This window comes from Pseudoalteromonas sp. 0303, assembly GCF_013349995.1.
In the GTDB taxonomy this organism is placed as follows: domain Bacteria; phylum Pseudomonadota; class Gammaproteobacteria; order Enterobacterales; family Alteromonadaceae; genus Pseudoalteromonas.
This window is the reverse complement of the sequence record NZ_JABVXF010000001.1, coordinates 381,048-405,122: the sequence shown is the minus strand read 5'-3', so window position 1 is coordinate 405,122 and position 24,075 is coordinate 381,048. Positions and strand designations below refer to the sequence as shown.

At 41.8% G+C, this 24,075-nt stretch carries 20 protein-coding genes; 15 read left to right on the top strand and 5 right to left on the bottom strand.

Annotation, left to right across the window (positions count from 1 at the left end):
* Positions 1–45: 45 nt before the first annotated feature.
* The 8 genes from serC to pyrF all read left to right on the top strand — a co-directional run bounded on the left by serC (position 46) and on the right by pyrF (position 7,526).
* Positions 46–1,134 carry a 3-phosphoserine/phosphohydroxythreonine transaminase gene (serC, locus tag HUS62_RS01895; RefSeq protein ID WP_175078366.1) on the top strand — a complete coding sequence of 363 codons (1,089 nt, stop codon included), beginning with the start codon at positions 46–48 and terminating at the stop codon, positions 1,132–1,134.
* Between the two features lie 2 nt (positions 1,135–1,136).
* Positions 1,137–2,417: a 3-phosphoshikimate 1-carboxyvinyltransferase gene (gene aroA / locus HUS62_RS01890; protein WP_175078365.1), complete on the top strand. Its 1,281-nt coding sequence runs from the start codon at positions 1,137–1,139 to the stop codon at positions 2,415–2,417.
* A gap of 104 nt (positions 2,418–2,521) precedes the next feature.
* Complete coding sequence (gene cmk, locus HUS62_RS01885; protein ID WP_175078364.1) at positions 2,522–3,229, top strand: (d)CMP kinase; 708 nt, start codon at positions 2,522–2,524, stop codon at positions 3,227–3,229.
* A gap of 98 nt (positions 3,230–3,327) precedes the next feature.
* Positions 3,328–4,995, top strand: coding sequence for a 30S ribosomal protein S1 (gene rpsA / locus HUS62_RS01880; RefSeq protein ID WP_054551350.1), 1,668 nt, complete (start codon positions 3,328–3,330; stop codon positions 4,993–4,995).
* A 65-nt stretch (positions 4,996–5,060) separates the two neighbouring features.
* Entirely contained in the window at positions 5,061–5,348 is a 288-nt protein-coding gene (gene ihfB, locus HUS62_RS01875) for an integration host factor subunit beta (protein WP_036968575.1), read from the top strand.
* 20 nt (positions 5,349–5,368) lie between these two features.
* On the top strand, positions 5,369–5,650 hold the full coding sequence (locus tag HUS62_RS01870) for a lipopolysaccharide assembly protein LapA domain-containing protein (RefSeq protein ID WP_175078363.1): 282 nt from the start codon (positions 5,369–5,371) through the stop codon (positions 5,648–5,650).
* 2 nt (positions 5,651–5,652) lie between these two features.
* Positions 5,653–6,789: a lipopolysaccharide assembly protein LapB gene (gene lapB, locus HUS62_RS01865; protein ID WP_058585078.1), complete on the top strand. Its 1,137-nt coding sequence runs from the start codon at positions 5,653–5,655 to the stop codon at positions 6,787–6,789.
* A 32-nt stretch (positions 6,790–6,821) separates the two neighbouring features.
* Positions 6,822–7,526 carry an orotidine-5'-phosphate decarboxylase gene (gene pyrF / locus HUS62_RS01860; RefSeq protein WP_063705476.1) on the top strand — a complete coding sequence of 235 codons (705 nt, stop codon included), beginning with the start codon at positions 6,822–6,824 and terminating at the stop codon, positions 7,524–7,526.
* Between the two features lie 178 nt (positions 7,527–7,704).
* Here the strand turns inward: pyrF and HUS62_RS01855 are convergent, their stop codons facing one another.
* Positions 7,705–8,559 (bottom strand): YDG/SRA domain-containing protein, encoded by an 855-nt coding sequence (locus tag HUS62_RS01855; RefSeq protein ID WP_175078362.1) that lies wholly within the window; start codon positions 8,557–8,559, stop codon positions 7,705–7,707.
* A gap of 243 nt (positions 8,560–8,802) precedes the next feature.
* Here HUS62_RS01855 and HUS62_RS01850 point away from each other — a divergent pair, with 243 nt between their 5' ends.
* Together HUS62_RS01850 and HUS62_RS01845 are read left to right on the top strand one after the other, a co-directional pair.
* A complete protein-coding gene (locus tag HUS62_RS01850; protein ID WP_175078361.1) occupies positions 8,803–9,093 on the top strand; it encodes a phage integrase N-terminal SAM-like domain-containing protein in 291 nt (96 codons plus the stop codon).
* A 30-nt stretch (positions 9,094–9,123) separates the two neighbouring features.
* Positions 9,124–9,330 carry a tyrosine-type recombinase/integrase gene (locus HUS62_RS01845; RefSeq protein ID WP_258536703.1) on the top strand — a complete coding sequence of 69 codons (207 nt, stop codon included), beginning with the start codon at positions 9,124–9,126 and terminating at the stop codon, positions 9,328–9,330.
* Positions 9,331–9,650: 320 nt separating this feature from the next.
* On the opposite strand, the gene HUS62_RS01840 is transcribed toward HUS62_RS01845, so the two are convergent.
* Positions 9,651–10,481, bottom strand: a complete 831-nt coding sequence (locus tag HUS62_RS01840) for a S1 RNA-binding domain-containing protein (RefSeq protein WP_175078359.1) — start codon at positions 10,479–10,481, stop codon at positions 9,651–9,653.
* Between the two features lie 2 nt (positions 10,482–10,483).
* Complete coding sequence (locus tag HUS62_RS01835; protein ID WP_175078401.1) at positions 10,484–11,809, bottom strand: DEAD/DEAH box helicase; 1,326 nt, start codon at positions 11,807–11,809, stop codon at positions 10,484–10,486.
* 199 nt (positions 11,810–12,008) lie between these two features.
* Here HUS62_RS01835 and HUS62_RS01830 point away from each other — a divergent pair, with 199 nt between their 5' ends.
* The 5 genes from HUS62_RS01830 to HUS62_RS01810 all read left to right on the top strand — a co-directional run bounded on the left by HUS62_RS01830 (position 12,009) and on the right by HUS62_RS01810 (position 20,092).
* Positions 12,009–13,016, top strand: a complete 1,008-nt coding sequence (locus tag HUS62_RS01830; protein WP_055197229.1) for a rhodanese-related sulfurtransferase — start codon at positions 12,009–12,011, stop codon at positions 13,014–13,016.
* Between the two features lie 289 nt (positions 13,017–13,305).
* The gene (locus HUS62_RS01825) at positions 13,306–14,322 is read left to right on the top strand and encodes an efflux RND transporter periplasmic adaptor subunit (protein ID WP_175078358.1); all 1,017 of its coding nucleotides are present in this window, start codon (positions 13,306–13,308) and stop codon (positions 14,320–14,322) included.
* A gap of 2 nt (positions 14,323–14,324) precedes the next feature.
* Entirely contained in the window at positions 14,325–17,402 is a 3,078-nt protein-coding gene (locus HUS62_RS01820) for an efflux RND transporter permease subunit (RefSeq protein ID WP_175078357.1), read from the top strand.
* Positions 17,403–17,486: 84 nt separating this feature from the next.
* Positions 17,487–19,385 carry a DUF294 nucleotidyltransferase-like domain-containing protein gene (locus tag HUS62_RS01815; protein WP_175078356.1) on the top strand — a complete coding sequence of 633 codons (1,899 nt, stop codon included), beginning with the start codon at positions 17,487–17,489 and terminating at the stop codon, positions 19,383–19,385.
* Entirely contained in the window at positions 19,385–20,092 is a 708-nt protein-coding gene (locus HUS62_RS01810; protein WP_175078355.1) for a 3'-5' exonuclease, read from the top strand. The genes HUS62_RS01815 and HUS62_RS01810 overlap by 1 nt, the downstream gene beginning before the upstream one ends.
* A gap of 106 nt (positions 20,093–20,198) precedes the next feature.
* On the opposite strand, the gene HUS62_RS01805 is transcribed toward HUS62_RS01810, so the two are convergent.
* Together HUS62_RS01805 and asnB are read right to left on the bottom strand one after the other, a co-directional pair.
* Complete coding sequence (locus HUS62_RS01805; RefSeq protein WP_063527756.1) at positions 20,199–21,773, bottom strand: BCCT family transporter; 1,575 nt, start codon at positions 21,771–21,773, stop codon at positions 20,199–20,201.
* 332 nt (positions 21,774–22,105) lie between these two features.
* Positions 22,106–23,773 (bottom strand): asparagine synthase B, encoded by a 1,668-nt coding sequence (asnB, locus tag HUS62_RS01800; RefSeq protein WP_058585067.1) that lies wholly within the window; start codon positions 23,771–23,773, stop codon positions 22,106–22,108.
* Positions 23,774–24,075: the final 302 nt, after the last annotated feature.

Sequence of the window (24,075 nt, the reverse complement as noted above, 5' to 3'; positions counted from 1 at the left end):
CCGCTTTTTTTATCCGCACTATAATTACTGGAATGAGGCAAAGTAATGACTAAGTATAATTTTTGTGCAGGACCGGCAATGCTACCGCCGGCAGTTATGCAAAAAGCACAAAAAGAATTTATAGATTGGCAAGGTTTAGGTGTCTCTGTGATGGAAATTAGCCATCGCAGCAGCGACTTTTTAGCGCTTACCACTAAATGTGAAGCAAGCCTGCGTCGTTTAATGAATATTAGCGATGAGTTTGAAGTGTTATTTATGCACGGCGGTGGCCGTGGTCAATTCAGTGCTGTACCACTGAACCTTCACCTTGATGATAAGCCAGCTGTGTACTGTGAAAACGGTGTATGGTCTAAAGGGGCTACTTCAGAAGCGGCAAAATTCACTGCAGTTGAAAGCATCAATGTACGTGATGATGAGCAGCAAAATGGCCAGTTCTCTATTAAACAAGCAAGCAGCTGGGAATTACCTGCTGATGCGTCTTACATTCACTATTGTCCGAATGAAACCGTAGACGGCATTGAAATTTTTGACGTACCATCACACCCATCAGCACCGATTGTGGCTGATATGTCATCGACTATTTTATCGCGCGAGTTTGACGTAAATCAGTTCGATCTTATTTACGCTGGGGCACAAAAGAATATTGGCCCGTCAGGTTTATCGATTGTTATTGTTCGCAAAACGCTTCTTGAGCGTGAAGGTCTTGCAAAGCCAGGTATTCTTGATTACGCATTAGAAGCAAAACAAGGCAGCATGTATAACACACCACCGACATTCGCGTGGTACTTAGCTGCTGAAGTATTTGAATGGCTAGAAGCAAACGGCGGCGTTAAAGCGATGGAAGAACAAAACATCGCAAAAGCAGAACTTCTTTACAATTACATTGATAGCTCAGATTTTTACAGCAACAAAGTTGCCAAGCATTGCCGTTCGCGTATGAACGTACCGTTTTGGCTAAACGACGAATCACTGAATGATAAATTCATTAGTGAGTCAAAAAAAGCAGGCTTATTAGCCCTTGAAGGTCACCGTATTGTCGGTGGTATGCGCGCAAGCATTTATAATGCGATGCCACTTGAAGGTGTTCAAGCCTTGGTCAATTTTATGGAAAAATTCGCCAAGGAGAACAGCTAATTATGGAACAGCTTCGTCTTGAACCGATTACAAAGGTAAATGGTAGTGTGACACTACCAGGCTCAAAAAGCTTATCAAACCGTATCTTGTTACTAGCTGCTCTTGCAGAGGGCACAACGGTTGTTGAAAACCTACTAGACAGTGATGACATTCGTCACATGTTAGGTGCATTAAATCTTTTAGGCGTAAATGTATCGCTTAATAAAGATAAAACAGTTGCCACCGTAGAGGGTGTTGCGGGTAAATTTAAAACCCCAAGCGAGCCTTTATTTTTAGGTAATGCCGGTACAGCTTATCGTCCACTGACAGCGGTTTTAGCTGCTGTAGATGGCGAGTACCAGCTGGTCGGCGAGCCTCGTATGGAAGAGCGCCCAATCGGCCATTTGGTAGATGCACTACAAGCACTCGGTGGTGATGTTGAATACCTCAAGCACAAAGATTATCCACCACTGGCCATAAAAGGCGGCAAAATCAACGGTGGTAAAGTTGCAATTGATGGCAGCATTTCTAGCCAGTTCTTAACAGCGTTACTAATGGCAGCGCCATTATTTAATGGCGATACAGAAATCACCATTAAAGGCACGCTGGTATCAAAGCCTTACATTGACATTACCCTAGATGTAATGAAGCGCTTTGGCGTTACTGTAAGCCATGACAATTACGAAACATTTTACGTTAAAGGCTGTCAGCAGTATCAAGCACTTGAGCGTATTATGGTAGAAGGTGATGCATCAAGCGCCTCTTATTTTGTTGCGGCGGCTGCAATAGCTGGCGGCGAAATTGAAATTAACGGGGTAGGTGCGGCATCTGTTCAAGGTGATATTGGTTTTGCCAAAGTTATGGAGCAAGTAGGCGCTAAAATCGATTGGTACGATGAAAAGCTGGTGGTTCGTAAAGGTGAGCTAAACGCGGTCGATATTGATGCCAATGCAATCCCTGATGCGGCAATGACACTCGCCACTGTTGCGCTTTTTGCTAAAGGTAAAACAGCTATTCGTAATATCTATAACTGGCGTGTAAAAGAAACAGATCGCTTATATGCCATGGCGACTGAGCTTCGTAAAGTTGGTGCAGAAGTGGTTGAAGGTGAAGATTTCATCGAAATTACACCACCAGACACATTTAACGATGTAGCGATTGATACCTATAACGATCACCGTATTGCCATGTGTTTTGCAATGGTTGCCGTTGGCGGAAAGCCGATAACCATTAACGATCCTAAGTGTACATACAAAACTTTTCCAACGTTTTTCAAAGTACTAGAGTCTGTCTCAAGTCAATAAAACAGAAGAAAATATAAAAAGTTACATTCTAAATGCGGATCTATTTCTAGAACTGGCGTATAATATCGCGGTTTTATTTTGGTGTGCATTGCAGGAGGTTATAAATGCAGGCGTTATCAATGCCCGTAATCACCATCGATGGCCCAAGTGGTTCAGGTAAAGGAACTGTTTGTCGCTTGTTAGCCGAGAAATTAGGTTGGGATGTATTAGACAGTGGAGCGATTTATCGTGTGCTGTCACTTGCAGCGCTTCATCATCAAATTGAACTAGATAATGAAGATGCGCTAGTTCCGCTAGCTGCAAACTTAGATGTACAGTTTTTGGTCGATAGCCAAACACATACTTCTAAAATTGTCTTGGAAGGCGAAGACGTCACAACCACAATTCGTAACGAAGAAGTGGGTGCTGCGGCATCAAAGATTGCTGCATTACCACGGGTGAGAGAAGCATTATTACGTCGTCAACGTGCGTTTCGTACTGAGAGCGGCTTAATTGCCGATGGTCGTGACATGGGCACAGTTGTGTTCCCAGATGCACCATTGAAGATTTATTTAACCGCATCAGCTGAAGAGCGCGCCCGTCGTCGCTTTGCTGAGTTGAACGAACGCGGTCTTGATGTTACACTAAGTGGTCTACTTGAGGACATAAAAGCTCGCGATCACCGTGATATGACGCGTGAAGTTGCGCCGCTTGTTCCTGCAGAAGACGCCATTGAGCTCGATACTAGCGAGCTTAATGCAATGCAAGTGTTTGATAAAGTAGTAACTTTAATCGACGAAGCAGTACTTGCAGGAAAGCTTCCAAAAGCTTAAAAGTAATTTATTAAGGTGCCGGCAGGAAGCCAGTGCTATTTTAACAACCCCATGCAGCATGGTTGCTAATTGGTTATTTAATTATTTAGAGACGTATAATGTCAGAAAATTTTGCGCAGTTATTTGAAGAAAGCCTTAAGGGTTTTGAAGCAGAGCAAGGCTCTATCGTTAAAGGTACTGTTATCTCAATCGAGAACAACATCGTACTTGTTGATGCTGGTCTTAAATCTGAAAGTGCAATCCCTGCTGAGCAATTCAAAAATGCTGCTGGTGAACTAGAAGTTGCTGTTGGCGACGAAGTAGATGTTGCTTTAGACGCAATCGAAGACGGTTTCGGTGAAACTATCCTTTCTCGTGAGAAAGCGAAGCGTCACGAAGCGTGGATCCGCTTAGAAAAAGCATGTGAAGAGCAAGAGACTGTTACTGGTGTTATCAACGGTAAAGTTAAAGGCGGTTTCACTGTTGAAGTTGATTCAATCCGTGCCTTCCTACCTGGTTCACTTGTTGATGTTCGTCCAGTACGTGACACAACTCACCTTGAAGGTAAAGAGCTTGAGTTCAAAGTAATCAAGCTTGACCAAAAACGTAACAACGTTGTTGTTTCTCGCCGTGCAGTTATCGAATCAGAGAACTCACAAGAGCGTGAAGAACTTCTTGCTAACCTTGTTGAAGGTCAAGAAGTTAAAGGTATCGTTAAGAACCTTACTGACTACGGTGCGTTCGTTGACCTTGGTGGTGTTGACGGTCTACTACACATCACAGACATGGCGTGGAAGCGTGTTAAGCACCCTTCAGAAATCGTTAATGTTGGCGACGAAATCGCAGTTAAAGTTCTTAAATTCGACAAAGAAAAGACTCGTGTATCTCTAGGCCTTAAACAGCTTGGCGAAGATCCATGGGCAGCTATCGCTGGTCGTTACCCAGAAGGTTCTAAGCTTTCTGGTCGTGTAACTAACCTTACTGACTACGGTTGTTTCGTTGAAATCGAAGAAGGCGTAGAAGGTCTAGTACACGTTTCTGAAATGGATTGGACTAACAAGAACATCCACCCTTCAAAAGTTGTTTCACTAGGTGACACTGTTGAAGTTATGGTTCTTGAAATCGACGAAGAGCGTCGTCGTATTTCTCTTGGTCTTAAGCAATGTATTGCTAACCCATGGCAAGAATTTGCTCGTCTACAAAACAAAGGCGACCAAGTTACTGGTAAGATCAAATCAATCACTGACTTCGGTATCTTCATCGGTCTTGAAGGCGGTATTGACGGTCTTGTTCACCTTTCAGACATTTCTTGGAACACGCCAGGCGAAGAAGCTGTACGTGAATTCAAGAAAGGCGACGAAATCACTGCTATCGTATTACAAGTTGACCCAGAGCGTGAGCGTATCTCTCTAGGTGTTAAACAAATCGAAGCTGACCCATTCAATAACTACCTGGACGCAAACAAAAAAGGTGCTATTGTTAAAGGTAAAGTGACTGAAGTTGATGCGAAAGGCGCAACTGTTGAGCTAATCGAAGGCGTTGAAGGTTACATCCGTGTAGCTGATATCGCTCAAGAGCGTGTTGAAGATGCTACTACTGTAGTTTCTGCAGGCGACGAAATCGAAGCGAAATACGTTGGTGTTGATCGTAAGAACCGCACTTTAAGCTTATCTGTTAAAGCTCTTTTCGAAGCAGAAGAGAAAGAAGTACTAGAGAAGCTTAAGAAAGAAGAGCCAGCGTTCGAAAACGCTATGGCTGCAGCATTCAAAAATGCTCAAAAAGACTAATATCTAGTCTTTTAAAATTGGAAGGGCAGTTTTGCCCTTCCTTTACCACTCTTTAAGGAAACGCTATGACTAAGTCAGAATTGATAGAACAACTTGCCGAGCAACACGCACACATCCCTGTGAAAGATGTTGAAAATGCCGTTAAAGAAATTCTTGAACAAATGGCCGGCTCATTATCTAGCTCAGATCGCATCGAGATCCGTGGCTTTGGAAGTTTCTCATTGCATTATCGTTCTCCTCGCACAGGTCGTAATCCAAAGACTGGCGAAACAGTTGAGTTAGACGGTAAGCACGTACCACATTTTAAACCAGGTAAAGAATTACGTGACCGCGTAAATGCGAGTATTGCCTAGTTTTATACAGGAGTAGTTACTTGTTTAGGGTATTAAAAATTGTATTAATTGCGCTGTGTTTATTTATTGCGTTTGTACTTGGTTCACAGAATCCACAATTGGTGCAAATCAATTATTTAATCGCGAGTAATACTTTGCCCCTAGCTGTTGTAATAAGTATCTGCTTTACTTTAGGTGTCGCAATTGGTTGTTTTATAAGCTTTACACTGTTTTCTCAGTTAAAGTGGCAAAATTATCGCTTAAAGAAAAAATTAGCGCCTGAAAAAAACAATAAAAAGCTTGTTGCTAATAAAGACACCTAATCATGATTGAGCTTCTGTTTTTACTTTTACCCGTTGCAGCCGGTTACGGTTGGATAATGGGTAAAAACAGCGCTAAAAACCAAGCTCATCAGCTTAATCGCCAAATTACCTCTGAATATTCCAAAGGCCTTAAATTTCTCTTAGACAGAGAAGAAGACCAAGGCTTAGAGCACCTTATTAATCTACTCGAAGTTGCCGCTGATTCTGTTGAACACTATTCAACGCTTGCAACTATGTTCCGCCGCCGTGGCGAACTTGACCGCGCCATTAAAATTCATGAGCTGTTATTAAAGCATCCAAGCCTTGATGAGCAACAAGCTGCAACCAGCCGCTTAGAACTTGCTGAAGATTACATTATGGCAGGCTTGTTAGATGGTGCAGAAGAGCATTTAGTATGGCTTGTTAAGGCAGGCTATAAAGAAGCGTTAGAGCCAATTATTAATCTTTATTCACAAACTCGTGAGTGGGAAAAGGGCATTAACATGTACGAGGCCCACAGTGAGTTGTTCACTAAACCTCAGCATGTAAAAGCGATTGCCAATTTTTACTGTGAAGCAGCCTTACAAGACAATGATACGCAAATTATGCGTAAAGCCATTAGCTTAAACCACAAAGCTATTCGCCCGTTGTATGAGCTTGGCCACAGTGCTTTCACTAAAGAAGATTATGTAAAAGCAATTTACTATTGGCGTGAGCTGATTAGTCAGTTTACGTTTTTTGCGCCAGTGTTTATTGAAGAATTAGCACTGAGCTATCAAAAACTTAATTTGACGCATCAGTTTTACGAATTGCTCAATGAGCTGCTAGATAAAGGTGGCGTATTAATAAAAATAAAACACTGCCAAGCTTTACTTGAGCAAGGCCATATCGAGCAAGCAATCAAATTTTTAACGGATAGTTTAAAGCGTCATCCGACTATTCGTGGCTTTAGCTTTTTATTACAGCTACTTGCCAAACAAAACAACGATATTAAAGATGTACTCGATCAAATTGATAAGCTAGTAACGTCTTATATCGCAACCAAACCTGATTTTCAGTGCCAACACTGTGGCTTTACCAGTCATACCATTTATTGGGTATGTCCATCTTGTAAGCACTGGGAAACAATTGTTCCAAGCCGTGGCATAGACGGTTTTTAATTCATATTAGTCCATTAGTTTTTAGGAAAGTTATGTCTGTCGAAGATTCAAAAAAAGTATTAATTGCCCTTGATTATGATGATCAGCAAACAGCTCTTGCGTTTGTAAAGCAATTATCGCCTGATACGTGTCGCCTTAAAGTAGGCAAAGAAATGTTCACGTATTTTGGTCCTAGCTTTGTTAAGGAACTAATCGACTTAGGTTTTGATGTATTCTTAGACCTAAAATTTCACGATATTCCTAACACAGTGGCTAAAGCTGTAACCGCAGCTGCAAAAATGGGTGTATGGATGGTTAACGTGCATGCCTCTGGTGGCGTTGAAATGATGACTAAAGCAAAGCAAGCTTTAGAACAGTTTGGTGATGACGCACCATTACTGATTGCAGTAACTGTACTTACTAGTATGGATGCCGCAGAGCTAACTCGTTTAGGTGTAGATAAAACACCAGAAGAGCAAGTAATTTATCTAGCAAACCTTGCTAAAGAATCAGGGCTTGATGGGGTAGTGTGCTCAGCACAAGAAGCGAAAAAGCTAAAAGCAGAACTTGGCGCAGACTTTAAACTGGTTACTCCTGGTATTCGCCCAGCAGGCAGCGATGCTGGTGACCAAAAGCGCATTATGACACCAAAACAAGCCGTTGAAGATGGCAGCGACTATTTAGTTGTAGGCCGCCCAATTACCCAATCGGCAGATCCAGTTGCAACATTAAAAGAAATTAACGACTCACTAAAATAACCTCGTTATTTAAAATAGTCTTTAAAGAGCATTGTAAGCGTGATTTATATCGCGCGTTATACAATGCTCTTTTTGTTTGTGGCAATTTCCCTAGGTTATCTGCATTTGAGAATTAGCTAATCAAACTCGTTTTTGAACAAAAGTGAGTTAGAGTATTTTGTCCTTGTTAAACAGCTTGTTATGCATTTTTGTGATAATGCTCTCGATGGTACCTAATAAAGTCGATATTGATGAGGTGTTTTTTTACGACATTAAGTTTACCCTCAATACCTATCAGCTCTAAACTATCACTTATAGCAAAGCCACCATTGTCGAACATGACATGGTGGTTAGGGCATAAACACAAAAGATTGCTTTCTATATCTGGTCCGTTATGTGGTTCACCTAAAGGTTTAATGTGAGCTGCTTCAGCGTATAAGCCAGCACTGGTTTTAATTGCTATCCCACATACTTGGCATTCGTAGTTATGCCAAGACTTTACATTTTTAGCTTTTTGATAGTTTCTTACAATACGATTAACTGTTGATGGTTTTCTACCTGGAGCATCATATTCGCCAGTTGGCTCTTTTACTATGTAGTCAGCAGATGAGCCCTCTTGAGCAATTAACCTGTATCTCCAAACTTTATACCCAGATTTTCCTGTTTCGTACCAGTAGTTTTCTACGTGATATAGCCCTGCATATCGGTAGCCTTTTTTTGGGCTTAATTCATTTTGATGTTTGTGTCCGCGAGTTACTCGGACTGGAAGATTTTCAATTTTGCTTTTAGCTAAAGCTAGGTTTACACCATCTAGCTCTTGATCTGAAACCTGTTTACCATTTTGTTGACCTCCTGCGCCCGTATAAATAATGACGTCACCAAAGTCTTCGTCATCCTCATACCCCCCAGAAAGTACGATAGAGTCAGCACCTTCGTTTTTACCACCACTTATTCCTGCAACTAAAGGAGGGTGAACTTTAGCTTTAGCCAAAGCTTCTCTGTTATCGAAGATATCACCTGGACTAACTCCATTTATTTCACCGAAAGTGCGCATCTAAATCCTTATATGCATAACATGTTTATAGCGAGCTAATCGCGCGTTTTTCTACCACAGCGTAGCTCGTTTTTCTTATTAGATTATTTCTAACAAACTTGTTAACTAATTACCAGTGTTATTAAAATTTAGGAGTTCTCGCTTTTACCTCAGGATAAAAACGAGCGATTGGGTCGTTTTCTTGACTATACGAGCGACTGAGCTAAAACTGTATATATACAGTTTAATTTCAAAGGAATGAAAATGAAAACTCGCTCTCCTTATTTAAACTACATTGCAGACTATATGCTCACTCGTCAGTATTCATTAAGAACAATTAATGCTTATTTAGGTTGGATCGCAAAATTTATTCACTTTCACAACAAACGTCACCCAAGCTCAATGGGAGATGCAGAAGTCAAAGCGTTTTTAGACCATATTGTATTAAAACGTAATATGTCACCTAGAACACAAAGTGCAGCTTTAAATGCGCTCGCTTTTTTATATAAACATATTGTCAAAAATGAGCTTTCTTTAAACTTGAATTTTGCATGAAGTAATCGACAACCCAAGCTGCCTGTAGTGATGACGCCTGATGAAGTAAAGCAATTGATGAGTCATCTTTGCAAGCGATATTACTTAATCACGGGGTTAATGTATGGAAGTGGTTTGCGTGTGATGGAAGCGGTGCAATTGCGAGTAAAGGACATTGATTTTGATTACAAATGCATTCAAATTTGGAATGGAAAAGGCAACAAGCATCGTATAGTTACTCTTGCAACGGTGTTGTAAGCCCATTAAGCAAAATTTTCTAGCTATTATTAAAGATGCGTTAACTTATCATTCAATGTGTAGGGCTTGGACCGTTTTTTGATTGCTCAAAGCAGCAGTTAGAGCATTTACGTTAACTCGTCTTGGGGCAGAAATGAGTTAATCTGGAAAGGATGGTTATGGAACAGTGCCGACTTTCACTCATAAATGAAAATACTCAAAATAGCGTTAGAAAATTTACGGCACATGTACGTTAAAGCTATCAAAGCCAATAATAATAAAAAAGAGTAAAGCTTTCGCTTTACTCTTTCAAATACTTCAATATCTTGTTAACTCGCAACTTACTTCAATCTAATCGATGTTGCTTCAATATCAATCAAACCTTGCTTAAACAAACCGCCTATGGCTTTTTTGTAGTTTGCTTTACTGGTTGAGAAAGTTTTTTTAATTGCTTCTGGGTCTGACTTATCACCTAAGTGAAGTACGCCGCCTTCGGCTTTTAATTTAGCTAAGATTTTTTCGCCTAAGTCGTTCACTTTGCCCATACCTGGCTTTTCAAGTAGTACGTCGATTTTGCCGTCTTCTCGTACTTTTTGAATAAAGCCTTTTAAGCGCTGGCCAACAAATAGCTTTTTAAATACCGTGTTGTAGTAAACAACGCCAATGTGGGCTTCGTTCACGAGTACTTTGTAGCCAAGGTCTGTTTTACCGGCAATGATTAAGTCAACTTCTTCCATTACAGAGTAAGTTGGTTCATCTTTCGATAAAAACTTATTAAAGTTGCTCGATGCACAAATACGTTGGCTGGCGTTATCTAGGTATAAGCGTACAAGATACGAAAAGCCATCTTTCATTTTTGGCTTTTGTTCGTTGTATGGCGCTAGTACGTCTTTTTCGAGACCCCAATCCAAAAACGCACCGGTGCTGTTGATTGCTTTAACACGTAGTAGGGCATATTCGCCCACTTCAGCTAACGGTTTTTTTGTAGTGCCGGTTGGGTGACCTGCGTGATCTAAGTAAATGAATACTTGAACGCTGTCGCCAGCTTCTAGTTCGTAATCAATTTCTTTGCTTGGTAAGAATACTTCGCCTAAATCACGGCCATCTAAATAAGCACCTTCGTTAGACATTTCGTTAACGAAAAGGGTTTGTGTGGTTCCTAAAATACTCATTGTTATTCCTGTTCTGGCTTTTTCTTACGGCGCATTGGAGCAAAACCATCTACATCAATTGGTGCGTGAATAGGGGCTTTTGGCTTTTTAGGGGCTGCTTTGCGTTTTGGTTTTGCAGGTTTTGCAGCCACTTTTTTCTCTGCTTTTTTCCAAACTGTGTTTGGTTTTTTCTCACGCAGACCTTTAAATTTACCAACAAGGCCGTCAACGGTGAAAAAGCTTAATTCATCATTTAAAAATGCTTTAATTGCTTTGTAGCTTGGCCAATCTTTCGGGCCCACTAACGAAATAGCAGTTCCTTTAAAGCCTGCGCGACCAGTACGACCAATACGGTGCACATACTCTTCAGCATGTTTTGGTAGGTCAAAATTAATTACGTGGGTCACGCTTAATAAATCAAGACCACGTGATGCAACATCGGTGGTGATTAAGATTTTAAAGTTTTCACGGCTAAAGGCGTCCATGATTTCAAGGCGTTTGGCTTGGGTTAAGTCACCCGCAAGCGCTTTTGCTTTAAAGCCTTTATCATTTAACAGTTGGCTTAAACGCTGAGTGTCGGCACGTGTTGCGGTGAAAATAATGCATTGGCCAACATTGTCTTGCTTTACAAAGTGCTCAAGTAGGGCTTCTTTATGATCTAAGTGATCAGCTAAATAAAGTTGCTGGGTAATGTCACTATGTTGCTCGTTAGAGGCACTTAACAATATTTGTTTTGGTGAACGTAAAAGGTTACGTGACAGGGCATCAACTTGTGCATGGTCAAGCGTTGCTGAAAACAATAACGTTTGGCGTAAACGGTGATCAGCAAGCTCGTTAATCATTTTAACTTGATCGGTAAAGCCTAAGTCTAAGATACGGTCAGCTTCATCAAAAATTAGCAGCTCTAAGCCTGAAAGCTGTAAAGAGCGTTGACTCAAATGGTCAGCTAAACGCCCTGGTGTACCTACTACAAAATGTGGGTCTCTGCGCAGTGCTTTAATTTGGTCATTAAAGTTTTCACCACCCAGTACTTTTACAGCACTAATATTTGTACCGGCAATTAATAGCCTTAATTGGCTGTACACTTGGGTTGCTAATTCGCGGGTAGGTGCAACGATTAAAACGCGAGGGTCGCGTTTACTGAGTGCTTTTTGTTTCATTACGCGCTGTACAGCAGGTAATAAAAACGCCAGCGTTTTGCCCGATCCTGTTTTTGACTGTGCAAAAATATCATGGCCTGCGATAGCTGTTGGTACCGCGTGAGCTTGAATGTCAGTGGGCTGGGTGATGCCTTGATGCGCAAGTTGTTTTTCGAGGCGTGTATCAATCCCAAGTTCAGTAAAATGCAATGCGTAATCTCCGATGAGCAAAATTTGTAAATCCTGTTCATTATAACGCACTTGCCTCACTTGGAGACAGTAAAAACACAGCTATTTCGCATCAGTTTTTGCAATTATCACTAATTCGCGTAAAATACGCGCCCTCAATGCGCCGGATTTGCGATTCGGTTAACGCCCCACATGGGCATTTAAAGCAAAAGGTAAAACCATGACTGCTGTTCATAAAGACAATGTAACTAGCGAGCACTTTGTTGTTTGCGCACTTTACAAATTTGTAGCCCTTCCTGATTTTGAAGCGATCCGCCAACCACTACTTAAAGTAATGGAAGACAATGAAGTACGCGGTACTTTGTTACTTGCGGCTGAAGGTATCAACGGTACTGTTTCTGCTAAACGTGAAGGTATCGATAACCTACTTGCATGGTTAGATTCACAACCAAACCTAGACAACATTGTGACAAAAGAGTCATACGATGACGAATGTCCGTTCTACCGTACTAAGGTAAAACTGAAAAAAGAAATCGTAACTATGGGTGTTGAAGGTATCGACCCACGTGAAGTAGTGGGTACATACGTAAAACCAGCTGATTGGAATGCATTAATTTCAGACCCTGAAGTGATTCTTATCGATACGCGTAACGATTACGAAATCGAGATCGGTACTTTCCAAAATGCGGTTGATCCAAACACGAAGACATTCCGTGAATTTCCTGCGTGGGCGAAAGAAAACCTAGACCCAGAAAAGCACAAGAAAGTTGCTATGTTTTGTACCGGTGGTATTCGCTGTGAAAAATCAACTGCGTACATGAAAGAGCAAGGCTTTGACGAAGTATTCCACCTTGAAGGCGGTATTCTTAAGTACTTAGAAGAAGTACCAAAAGAAGAAACCATGTGGGAAGGTGAGTGTTTTGTATTTGATAACCGTGTAGCGGTAAATCACGATTTACAAAAAGGCTCTTACGACCAATGTCACGCATGTCGTATGCCTATCACTGAAGAAGAAAAGCAAAAGCCTGAATACATGGAAGGTGTTTCGTGTCATCACTGTCACGACAGCCTAACAGAAGAGCAACGTGCCCGTTTTGCTGAGCGCCAAAAGCAAATCGAATTAGCACAGGCGCGTGGCGAAGGTCACATCGGTAACGAAGCGCAAGAAGTTCTTCGTAAACGTAAAGAAGCTAAAAAAGCGCAAAAAGAAGCGCAGCGCCAACAGTAATTGTTAGCTTTATGAATTGATAGAAACCCCAGCATAGTCTGGGGTTTTTTATGCCTATTCAAAAGGAACACATAACTGATCAATCTGATTGTGTAGAGGTAACCATAGCAAGCGAAGCACACTTAAAAGAGGTCGATTCATCACATTGTCGTTTCTAATTAGAAAACACAGGCGATGTATGCGTTTATTTCACCTTGGCTAATTGTTTATTAAACGAAGTCAGCTTTTTATTGATCACAAAGCTGTTACACTTCGTAACAATTAAAACGATTCTTATTTAGGTGAAATTTTGACAATTGGCAAATTACATACATGGACTTTAATTGCCTGTATTAGTTGTGTTTCCGTCGCAGAGGCGGCTAATGTAGTTGTAGAATCAGTGTCCGTTGAAAAGTCTAAACAACAGATAAAAGCAGTGGGTAATGCAGAAGCGATTCACTCAGTCACTCTTTACCCAGCCGTTGGGGACAGAGTCACCGCTGTTTACTTTAAACCAGGCGATAACGTTGCCAAAGGTGACTTACTATTAGAGCTTGATTCACGTAGACAAAAAGCAGCGTTGATCGAAGCCGAAATTACTTTAAAAGATGCTGAGCGCACCATGAAAAGGCTTGAAGAAAGCCACGCCCGTGGTGCGGTGCCACAAAGTGATTTAGATGATGCGAAAACGCTTTATGAGCTTGCAAAAGTCCAGTTAATGCAAGCGAAAACAGAGCGTGAAGACCGCGAAGTTCGTGCTCCTTTTAGTGGTGTTATGGGTTTAACTGACGTCGAAGTAGGCGACAGGATCACAACCCAAACAGCCATTGCTACTATCGATGATATTTCTGAGCTTTATATCAATTTTAATGCCCCAGAGGCCGCTATTTCTGTGCTTAAACAAAAATCTTCGGTCGAAGTGGTGCCTTGGTTAGGCGATAATGCTTACATGGCTCAGGTGGCAGAGCTTGATTCGCGTATTAATGCTCAAACTCGCACACTCAGAACGAAAGCCAAACTTGATAATAATGCCCAGCAATTTATGCCGGGTATGAGCTTTCGTGTACACATAAATATTCTAGGTGAAGAGCTTGCCGTAGTACCTGAAGCTGCGATGATGTGGGGTGCTGCAGGCCCTTACGTATGGAAAAGCGTCGATAAAAAAGCAACTCGCGTTGATGTTAAAATTGAGCAGCGTTTAGCAGGGCGTTTGTTAGTCTCTGGTGGCTTAAACGAAGGTGACTTATTGGTGACAGAAGGAGTTCAGCGCTTAAGACCTAATCAAGAGCTTAATTTCATCAATGAAGTGCAGCTAGCCAAGGAGTAATGATGAAACAGCAACCTATGATGGAAGACTTACCATCAATGGCGATACGTCGCCCTGTTTTAATTGTGGTACTTAACTTACTCATTATTATCGCCGGTATTGCTGCAATAGCAGGGGTTGAAGTACGTGAGCTTCCTGATGTTGATAGACCACGCATTACTGTATCAGCGTCTTTCCCTGGTGGTTCACCGGAGACCGTAGATACCGAAGTGACTAGTAAGCTCGAAGGGGCGGTTGCCAGGGTAAGTGGTGTAAAGTCGATTCGTGCACAAAGTGAAGAAAACAATGCTCGTATTGTGGTTGAGTTTCGCCCCGGTGTTAATCTAGATGATGCTGCAAACGAAACACGCGAATCGGTAGCCCGTGTGCAGCGTGAACTACCTGAAGAAGTTGAACGGGTATCAATTATTAAAGCCGATAACGATGCCGAAGCAGTAGTATCTTTAACGGTATCAAGTGATAGCTTATCCCTTGAGGCGTTGACAGAGCGTGTTGATGTTGACTTAGCCCCGCAGTTTTTAACCATTCCTGGTGTTGCCGATGTTCGTTTAAATGGCGACCGCGAACGGGTTCTTAGAGTGCGCATCGACCCACTTAAGCTAAGCAGCTTTAACCTTACGGTACCAGATATTGCCAATGTACTTCGTCAGGCTCCCTTTGATGTGCCTGCGGGTAGTTTAAAATCAAGCGATCAACAGGTGATCGTTCGTGCTGATGCAACGTCAATCTCTGCAGAACAAGTAGCCGATATCATCGTTCGTGACGATACCCGTATTGGCGATGTTGCGGCTGTTTACTTTGGCCCAGCTGATCCGCGTTCGTTCGTGAGGCTCAATGGTACACCTGTGATTGGCATTGAAATTATTCGTCAGGCGCAATCTAATACCATTGAAATTTCGGATGAAGTGCTAACTTTAATCGAACGTATGCGAGTGCGTTTTCCTGAAATGGAATTTACTTTAACCTCTGACGATGCGCAGTTTATCAGAAGCTCAGTTGATGAAGTTATTAACTCCTTGTTACTAACCGTGCTACTAGTGGTGATCACACTGTGGGTGTTTATTGGCTCATGGCGCGCAACGCTGGTTCCTGCATTTGCGATACCTGTTGCATTAATTGGCTCTTTAGCACTTATTTGGGCACTTGGTTTCTCGAATAATATTCTTACCTTACTTGCACTCGTGTTAGCTACTGGCCTAATTGTAGATGATGCCATTGTGGTAAGTGAGAACATACAACGTCAGCGGGGCTTAGGTCTTGGTCGCCGTGCAGCTGCAGTGGTTGGTACCCGTGAAGTTTTCTTTGCTGTTGTGGCAACAACCGCCGTATTAGCTGCGGTGTTTGTGCCTATCGCTTTTTTACCTTCAACAGCAGGGCGACTATTTAGAGAGTTTGGTGGGGTATTAGCTGGCGCTGTGATCATTTCAAGTTTTGTAGCGCTGTCTTTGGTCCCTGCGCTGACATCAAAACTAAAATTAAAGCAGGGCGGTTTTCATCCATTTGCAAAAGTTGGCCATGTGTTAGCTGCTGTTTATAAACGCACAATACACGGTGTACTTGAACATGCATGGCTTACCTTCTTTGCATGTTTGTTGGTTGCTGCAGGCTCTGGTGCACTGTATTTCAATTTAGATAACGAGTTATTACCAACAGAAGATCGCGGTAAAATTCGTATTTTTGCCCGTGGTCCAGATGGTGTTGGCTTGAACTTTATGGACAGACAAGCGGTGCAAATGGAAGATATCTTACTGCCGTATGTTGAAAGTGGTGATATTGAGTCTATTTACACTGTGGTTGGGCAGTGGGATCCAAATATTGTATTTATTACTGTGCCGCTTAAACATTGGGACGAACGTCATTTTAGTCAGCAAGAAATTATCAATAAAATACGTGAACCTTTAGGTAATATTCCTGGTGCGGCTGGTTACCCTGGTGGTTCAAATAGTTTGAACTTGCGTGGTCAAGGCGGTGGTATTGAGCTTGCCTTATTGGGCCAAGACTACCTCGAGATATTTAAAGCCGCTCAAGACTTCTCTGCTGAAATAGAAAAAGCAGTGCCAGAAGTGGCACCTGTGCGTATTTCATATCAGCCGTCACAGCCACAATTACGGGTCAATATTGATAGACGTCGTGCTGAAGAGCTCGGTGTATCGCTCAGTGATATCTCTGTAACACTTCGCGCTGCAATCAATGGTGATGATATTGCCGATTTAAACATTGGTGACCAATCAATCCCGATTATGTTGCAAGCACAAAACCAAACCATCACAAACCCGAGCGATTTAGCTAACTTGTATGTTGGTGGCCGCAATGCTCAGTTAGTGCCATTAAGTAGTGTGGCAACAATTACGGAAGAAGGTGTTGCCGCTGAGCTTGAGCGCCACGCGCAGCGCCGTGCTATTGAACTGAGCATGGAAATGCCTGAGGGCGTAACTATTGCTGAGCTGGTTACAAAAATTCGTGATATTTCAGAGCAATCTCTACCATCTGGAATCAGCTTGGCGTTTAAAGGTGAGGCATTAACCTTTGAAGAAACTGCCAATGAAGTATTAGTGACCTATGTTCTGGCCTTTTTAATTGTTCTTCTGGTATTGGCAGCACAATTTGAAAGTGTGAATAGTGCAATCGTTGTTATGATCACAGTACCGTTTGGAATTACATCTGCAATTCTAGCGCTGTATCTAACAGGTACATCATTAAACATTTACTCGCAAATTGGTTTAGTGATGCTGATTGGTCTAATTGCTAAAAACGCCATCTTGCTGGTGGAGTTTGCCGACCAATTACGTGACCAAGGCCGCTCGGTTAGAGTGGCGGTAGAAGAGGCCGCACTAGTGCGCCTTCGCCCAATTGCGATGACGCTAGTTTCAACCTTATTGGGTGCATTACCACTTATTTTATCTACCGGTGCAGGGGCTGAGGCTCGTAACGCCATTGGTTGGGTAGTATTTGGCGGTTTAGCACTAGCGGTGTTATTTACTCTATATTTAACGCCTGTTATTTACCTAGGTTTAGCCCGCTTTACTAAACCAAGGGGAGATGAGTCGAAACTTCTGGCTGAAGAGTTAGAAAAGGCTTAATCCTACTTAATTGGCTATTTTTTCTTTGAAAAAATAGCCAATTACCCTCACAATTAAATCAAATGTTTAAAACTAGGTACGCGTATGCAAGCCGAACACGTCGATATAGCCCAATTTCTTTCTGATCATGCCCCTTTTGATGATCTTCCTGAAGAGGCGGTAAATAAACTCGCTACACAAGTAGAAATCGCTTATTTTCGCGCAGGCACTGAAATACTAAATTATGGCGAGGATATTGCTGATTTATTTGTTATTCGAACAGGTGCTGTAGAGATATATCGTCGTGATGGTGATTTATACAACCGTTTAACTATCGGTGGCATTTTTGGACAAATGGGCCTTCTGATGAACCGCAAAGTACGCTTTCCTGCAAAGGCACTCGAAGACACCTTAGTTTATTGCATTAATGTTGAGTTGTTTAATCAATACTGCGACGAATACGAAACATTTGCTGATTTTTTTGAAGCCGATGGTAATGTGCGCCTTCACCAAGCAATTGTTGAACAGGCAGACAGCAACGATTTAACAACCGCCAAGGTTAAGTCGCTTCTTCATCGTGATGTTGTCACTGTGGCAAAAGATGCCTCAGTGCAAATGGTTGCGCAATTGATGACGCAAGAGTCGGTATCGTCTGTGCTGGTTACTGATGCAGATAAACCAATCAGTGATGATCCTGATGACGACGACGGCCAAGTAGTTGGCATCATTACCGACCGTGACTTACGTACCAGTGTTATTGCTGAAGGCTTAAGTTACGAAGCGCCAGCCGCGCAAATAATGCAAAAAGACTTAGTATTGCTTGATAGCAATGCCTATGTGTTTGAAGCCGTGCTTGCAATGCTCAGAGATAACATTCACCACCTGCCTGTAGTCGTTAAGAAAAAGCCGATTGGCGTTATTTCGTTATCGGATATTTTACGCTACGAGTCGCAAAGTAGCTTATTGTTAGTACGTGGCATTTTAGCGCAGCAATCTGTTGAAGATTTAGCTCACTATGCAAGGCAGCTACCTAATGTCTTTGTACGCATGGTTAACGAAGATGCTAATTCTCACATGATTGGTACCGCAATGGCTGTAATAGGCCGTACCTTCAAACAGCGTTTACTTGATTTAGCTGAAGAAAAGTTTGGCCCACCGCCGGTTCCTTATTGCTTTATCGCTTTAGGTTCAATGGCTCGGGATGAGCAATTAATTGTGACCGACCAAGATAACGCTATTATCCTTGATAATAGTTTTAACGAGGAGTTACATGACGAGTATTTTCAGAATTTAGCTGATTTTGTTTGTGATGGTTTAGCTGAATGTGGCTATAAGTACTGTGAAGGTGAAATTATGGCGTCATTTAAAAAGTGGCGTTTAACACGCGAGCAGTGGAAAGAACAATTTGCAGGTTGGATGGCCGAACCTAAACCGCAGGCTTTATTACATAGCTCGATCTTTTTTGATTTAGACGGTGTTTACGGTAAAAACAAATGGGCCGATGAGCTCAAACGCTTTATCGCAACAGAAGGGCGCAAGAATAAGCGTTTCTTAGCTAACCTCGCCGCTAACGCACGTAACAGAACACCGCCTTTAGGTTTCTTTAAAGACTTTGTGTTAGAGCATAATGGCCAACACAAGCGCTCTATGAACTTAAAACGCCGCGGTACTGCACCTTTATCTGACGTAATACGTGTGCATGCATTAGCGATAGGCAGTCGTAAACAAAATTCATTCGAGCGTTTAGAAGATATTATCGAAGCTAAACTACTCCCTGAAGGTAAAGCACAAGATTTACGAGATGCCCTAGAGTACATTGCCATGATCAGAATAAGACACCAAGCGTGGCAAATAGAAAAGCTTGATGAAGCGCCAGATAACGACTTAGAGCCTCATTTACTTTCTCCTTTTGAACAGCGAAACCTTAAAGAAGCGTTTGCGATTTTAGATAAAGCGCAGAATTTCCTAAAATTCAGATACTCTGCTAACACTGGGATGAAGTAATGGCAAAACAAGGCGCAAAACTTGATTGGCCGACTCGGTATCAGCAGTTATTAGCACAGAGCAAACAGCCGCTGATTCAAGCGTTTTATGAATCAGCTATTTGTGATTTAAACACGCCAATTAGCGATGTTCCCTTAGTAGCACTTGATTTTGAGACAACCGGTCTAAATTATCAAAATGACGATATAGTCAGTGTTGGTTTAATCCCATTCAATACTAAGCGTATTTTTTGTAAAGATAGCCAACATTGGATTGTTCAACCAAGGCGCAAGCTTGCTGAAGAGTCGATTGTTATTCATGGTATAACTCACTCAGAAGTGAGCGATGCACCAGACTTTTCAACAATTATGGAGCCATTGTTAGCAGCATTAAAAGGCAAAGTGATTGTGGTTCATTTTGCGCCTATTGAACGGCACTTTTTATATCAAGCGTTGCAAGCACGCTTAGGTGAAGGGCTTGAATTTGCTGTTATAGACACGCTTGATCTGGAAACGCGTGCACTTAAAGCAAAGCAGGGGTTACTTGGGCGATTGTTTAATTCTAAGATTGATTCTGTGCGCTTAGCTGACTCTCGCATTCGTTATTCGTTACCTGCGTATCAAAACCACAATGCACTTAATGACGCCACAGCCACCGCAGAGCTGCTACAAGCGCAAATAGCTTATCATTACCGCCCTGATACGCCGCTAAGCGAATTACTCATATAGCGCTCGTAGCAACAGTTTTTGCTGGGTAATTTAAATTAATTGAGCAAAGCTTATAAATAAAAAACGCCGCAAAAATGCGGCGTTTTTTTATTATTTAAAGGCGTGTTTAGTGTCTTGGTTCTGTTCGTAAACCTAGGAGTAAACTCACACACATTAATAGCAATACAAAGGTAAACGGCAAGCCCGTAGATACGGCGCCGGCTTGTAAGGCCTCGATTGCTTGTGTGCCACCAATCCAAACAAGTGCAGCTGCAATAGCACCCTCGATTGTTGCCCAAAAGATACGTTGTGGCACTGGCGCGTCAACTTTACCACCGGCAGTGATTGAGTCGATTACTAATGACCCTGAGTCAGATGACGTAATAAAGAACACGAGTACTAGCACAATTGCAATGAATGAAAGCACTTGTGACATTGGTAGGGCTTCAAACATTTGGAACATAGCTAGTGGTACATCAGTTAAGCCTTTTTCACCTAGTACACCCACTTTATCAATAACTTGTTCAATAGCGATACCACCATAAATTGACATCCAGAAGATAGTCACAACAGTAGGAACTAGTAATACAGCAATTAAGAACTCACGGATTGTGCGGCCTTCAGATACGCGCGCAATGAACATACCAACAAACGGTGACCATGAAATCCACCAAGCCCAGTAGAATACAGTCCAGCCATGCATCCATGTTTCATCTTCACGACCATGTGGGTTACTTAGTGGAATAATGTTTTCAACATAACCCATAACTGTATTAGGTAGGTTACCAAATGCTGCAGAAAAACCAACAAGTGCAACAAATACAAGTAATACAAAAGCAATAAGCATGTTTACGTTACTAAGTAGTTTTACACCGCCGTCGATACCGCGAACAACAGAAATAACAGCAAGTAATGTAACACCTACAATAACGCCAATTTGTAAGCCAATTCCGCTATCAGTACCAAATACATGGTTAATACCTGCAGCAGCTTGTTGCGCGCCTAAACCAAGAGACGTTGCAAGGCCGAATAGAGTGGCAAGTACAGCTAGAATATCAATAAGGTGGCCAGGCCAGCCCCACGCTTTGTCACCTAAAATAGGGTAAAAAATTGAACGAATTGATAACGGCAAACCTTTGTTATAGCAAAAGAACGCGAGAGAAAGCGAAACAACGGCGTAAATTGCCCAAGGGTGTAAACCCCAATGGAACATAGTTGCACCCATTGCCAGTTTAGCAGCTTCTGGCGTGTTTGCTTCAACACCGAGTGGTGTTTCGTACCAACCTGTAAAATAGGCAACAGGCTCGGCGACGCCCCAGAACATTAAGCCTATACCCATACCTGCAGCAAATAACATTGCAAGCCAAGAAATACGCGAATGAGTTGGACGTGCTTCTTTACCACCAAGGCGGATATTACCGTATGGTGAAACAATCAACGCTAAGCAAAACAATACGAATAAGTTTGCTGACCACATAAAAAAGCCATCAAAGTTATTAATAATGTCGTTCTTAATACCATTCAGGGTTGTTTTTGCTGTTTCAGCATCTGAAATAAGTGTTGCCACTAAGAATAGGGCAATTAAACCAGCACTAATGCCAAATACAGGGTTATGCACATCAAAACCCCATTTTTGTACATTGTCCTGACCGACGGTGTAGTCGGTATTGTCGATACTGTACTTATCATGATGTTCGCTCATGAATACCTCTTGTTGTAGTTATATCTAGCAGAAAGCTAAACGGCCGGATGGCACTTGTTCAACTCATGACTCTTTTACGTATAAAACTTAAAATTAGTTTGTAGACGAACTAAATTTGTACCAAAGTCTAGTCTTTAGTGTAGAAGTTCGGAAAAAAATGTAAATGGTTTTGTCCCTAAACAGCCGAATAAATGCAGTTTTTTACGTTTTTTGTTGGAATTGTGAACAAATTGGGTCGGGAATGGAATAATTTGATGACAGTATTATTTCAAAGCAAATTATTTCAATTGAGAGGAAAGTACTGCAAACACAGGGCTTGCAGCACAAAGTTACTACTTTTTGTAAGCGTCGTTATGAACGCCAGCAGCACGACCTGAAGGATCAGCATTGTTTTGGAATGATGCATCCCAAGCGAGTGCTTCAGGAGTAGAACAAGCAACTGATTTGCCATGCGGAACACATTTCGCAGCGGCATCACCAGGGAAGTGCTCTTCGAAAATACTACGATAGAAATACGCTTCTTTAGAATCAGGCGTATTGATCGGGTATTTGTATTTAGCATTAGCAAGGTCTTGATCGCTAACTTGTTCGTTCACATACTCTTTTAAAGTATCAATCCAGTTATAGCCTACGCCATCAGAGAACTGCTCTTTTTGACGCCAAAGTACGTCGTCTGGTAGATAGCCGTCGAACGCTTCACGAATAATGTGTTTTTCGATTTTACCGTCTTTACACATTTTCGCTTCAGGGTTGATACGCATTGCTACGTCAACAAATTCTTTATCTAGGAATGGCACACGCGCTTCAACGCCCCATGCTGCCATTGATTTATTAGCTCGCAAGCAGTCGAACATGTGTAGTTTAGAGACTTTTCGGTTAAGCTCTTCGTGGAACTCTTGCGCATTGGGTGCTTTGTGGAAATAAAGGTAACCACCAAATAGCTCATCTGCACCTTCGCCCGATAACACCATTTTAATACCCATGGCTTTAATTTGGCGCGCCATTAAGTACATCGGCGTTGAGGCACGAATAGTGGTTACATCGTACGTTTCAATGTGATAAATCACTTCACGTAGGGCATCAATACCTTCTTGAATAGTAAAGTGAATAGGGTGGTGAACCGTGCCAATCATATCAGCTACTTTTTGTGCAGCTGCTAAATCGGGTGAACCTTCAAGACCCACAGAGAATGAATGCAGTTTTGGCCACCATGCATCAGACTCGTCATTATCTTCGATACGTTTTGCAGCAAAACGCTGTGTGATAGCTGAAATTACAGAAGAATCTAAACCACCGGATAATAGAACGCCATATGGAACGTCACACATTAATTGACGTTTAACAGCTGCTTCTAGGCCTTCTTTAACATCGCTCGCTTTTGCTTCGTTGTCTTTTACTGCATCATAGCTTTGCCAATCACGGCTGTAATACTTACGAAGTTGACCATCTTTGCTCCACAAGAAATGACCCGGAGGGAACTCTTCAATATGTTTACAAATTGGCGATAATGCTTTTAATTCTGATGCAACATAAAAGTTACCATGCTCATCATGACCCGTATAAAGCGGAATAATCCCGATATGGTCACGACCAATTAAGTAGGCATCTTGCTCTTCGTCGTATAAACAAAAGGCGAAAATACCATTTAAATCGTCTAAAAACTCAGGGCCTTTTTGCTTATATAAAGCCAAAATAACTTCACAGTCTGACTGAGTTTGAAAAGTAAAATCAGTTTCTAAGCTGGCAGCGAGCTCTTTGTGGTTATAAATTTCACCGTTAACAGCAAGAATATTTGTACGCTCAGGGTTGTACAAAGGCTGTGCACCACTTGATACGCCAACAATCGCTAGACGCTCGTGCACTAAAATAGCTTTATCTGATGAATACACGCCAGACCAATCTGGCCCGCGGTGCCTTAATAGTTTTGACATCTCAATTGCTTGGCTACGCAATTGAGCGGGATCAGATTTAATATCTAATACCCCAAAAATTGAACACATAGTGACTCCTCATTCCAAATATGTGCGCAGTTAACAGAATTTATATAACTGCGAATGTTTGTTTTAACAGAAATAATTACCTAAGTCACACAGGTTTTTTAATTAATTGAGAATAAAATATGCACCTGCAGTTACCTCTTTGCACCAGTATGGGGTAAGTGGTTAAACGGTGAGCAGTTTAAATGCTTGATTTGTGCAAATTGGATGATAATGAGTCTGGAATAAAGGCTTTTGTTACTACATTTCCTGCACAGCTTTGGTGCAAAGGAATGCGTAGGGTTTTTACCTTTTTAAATGTATAG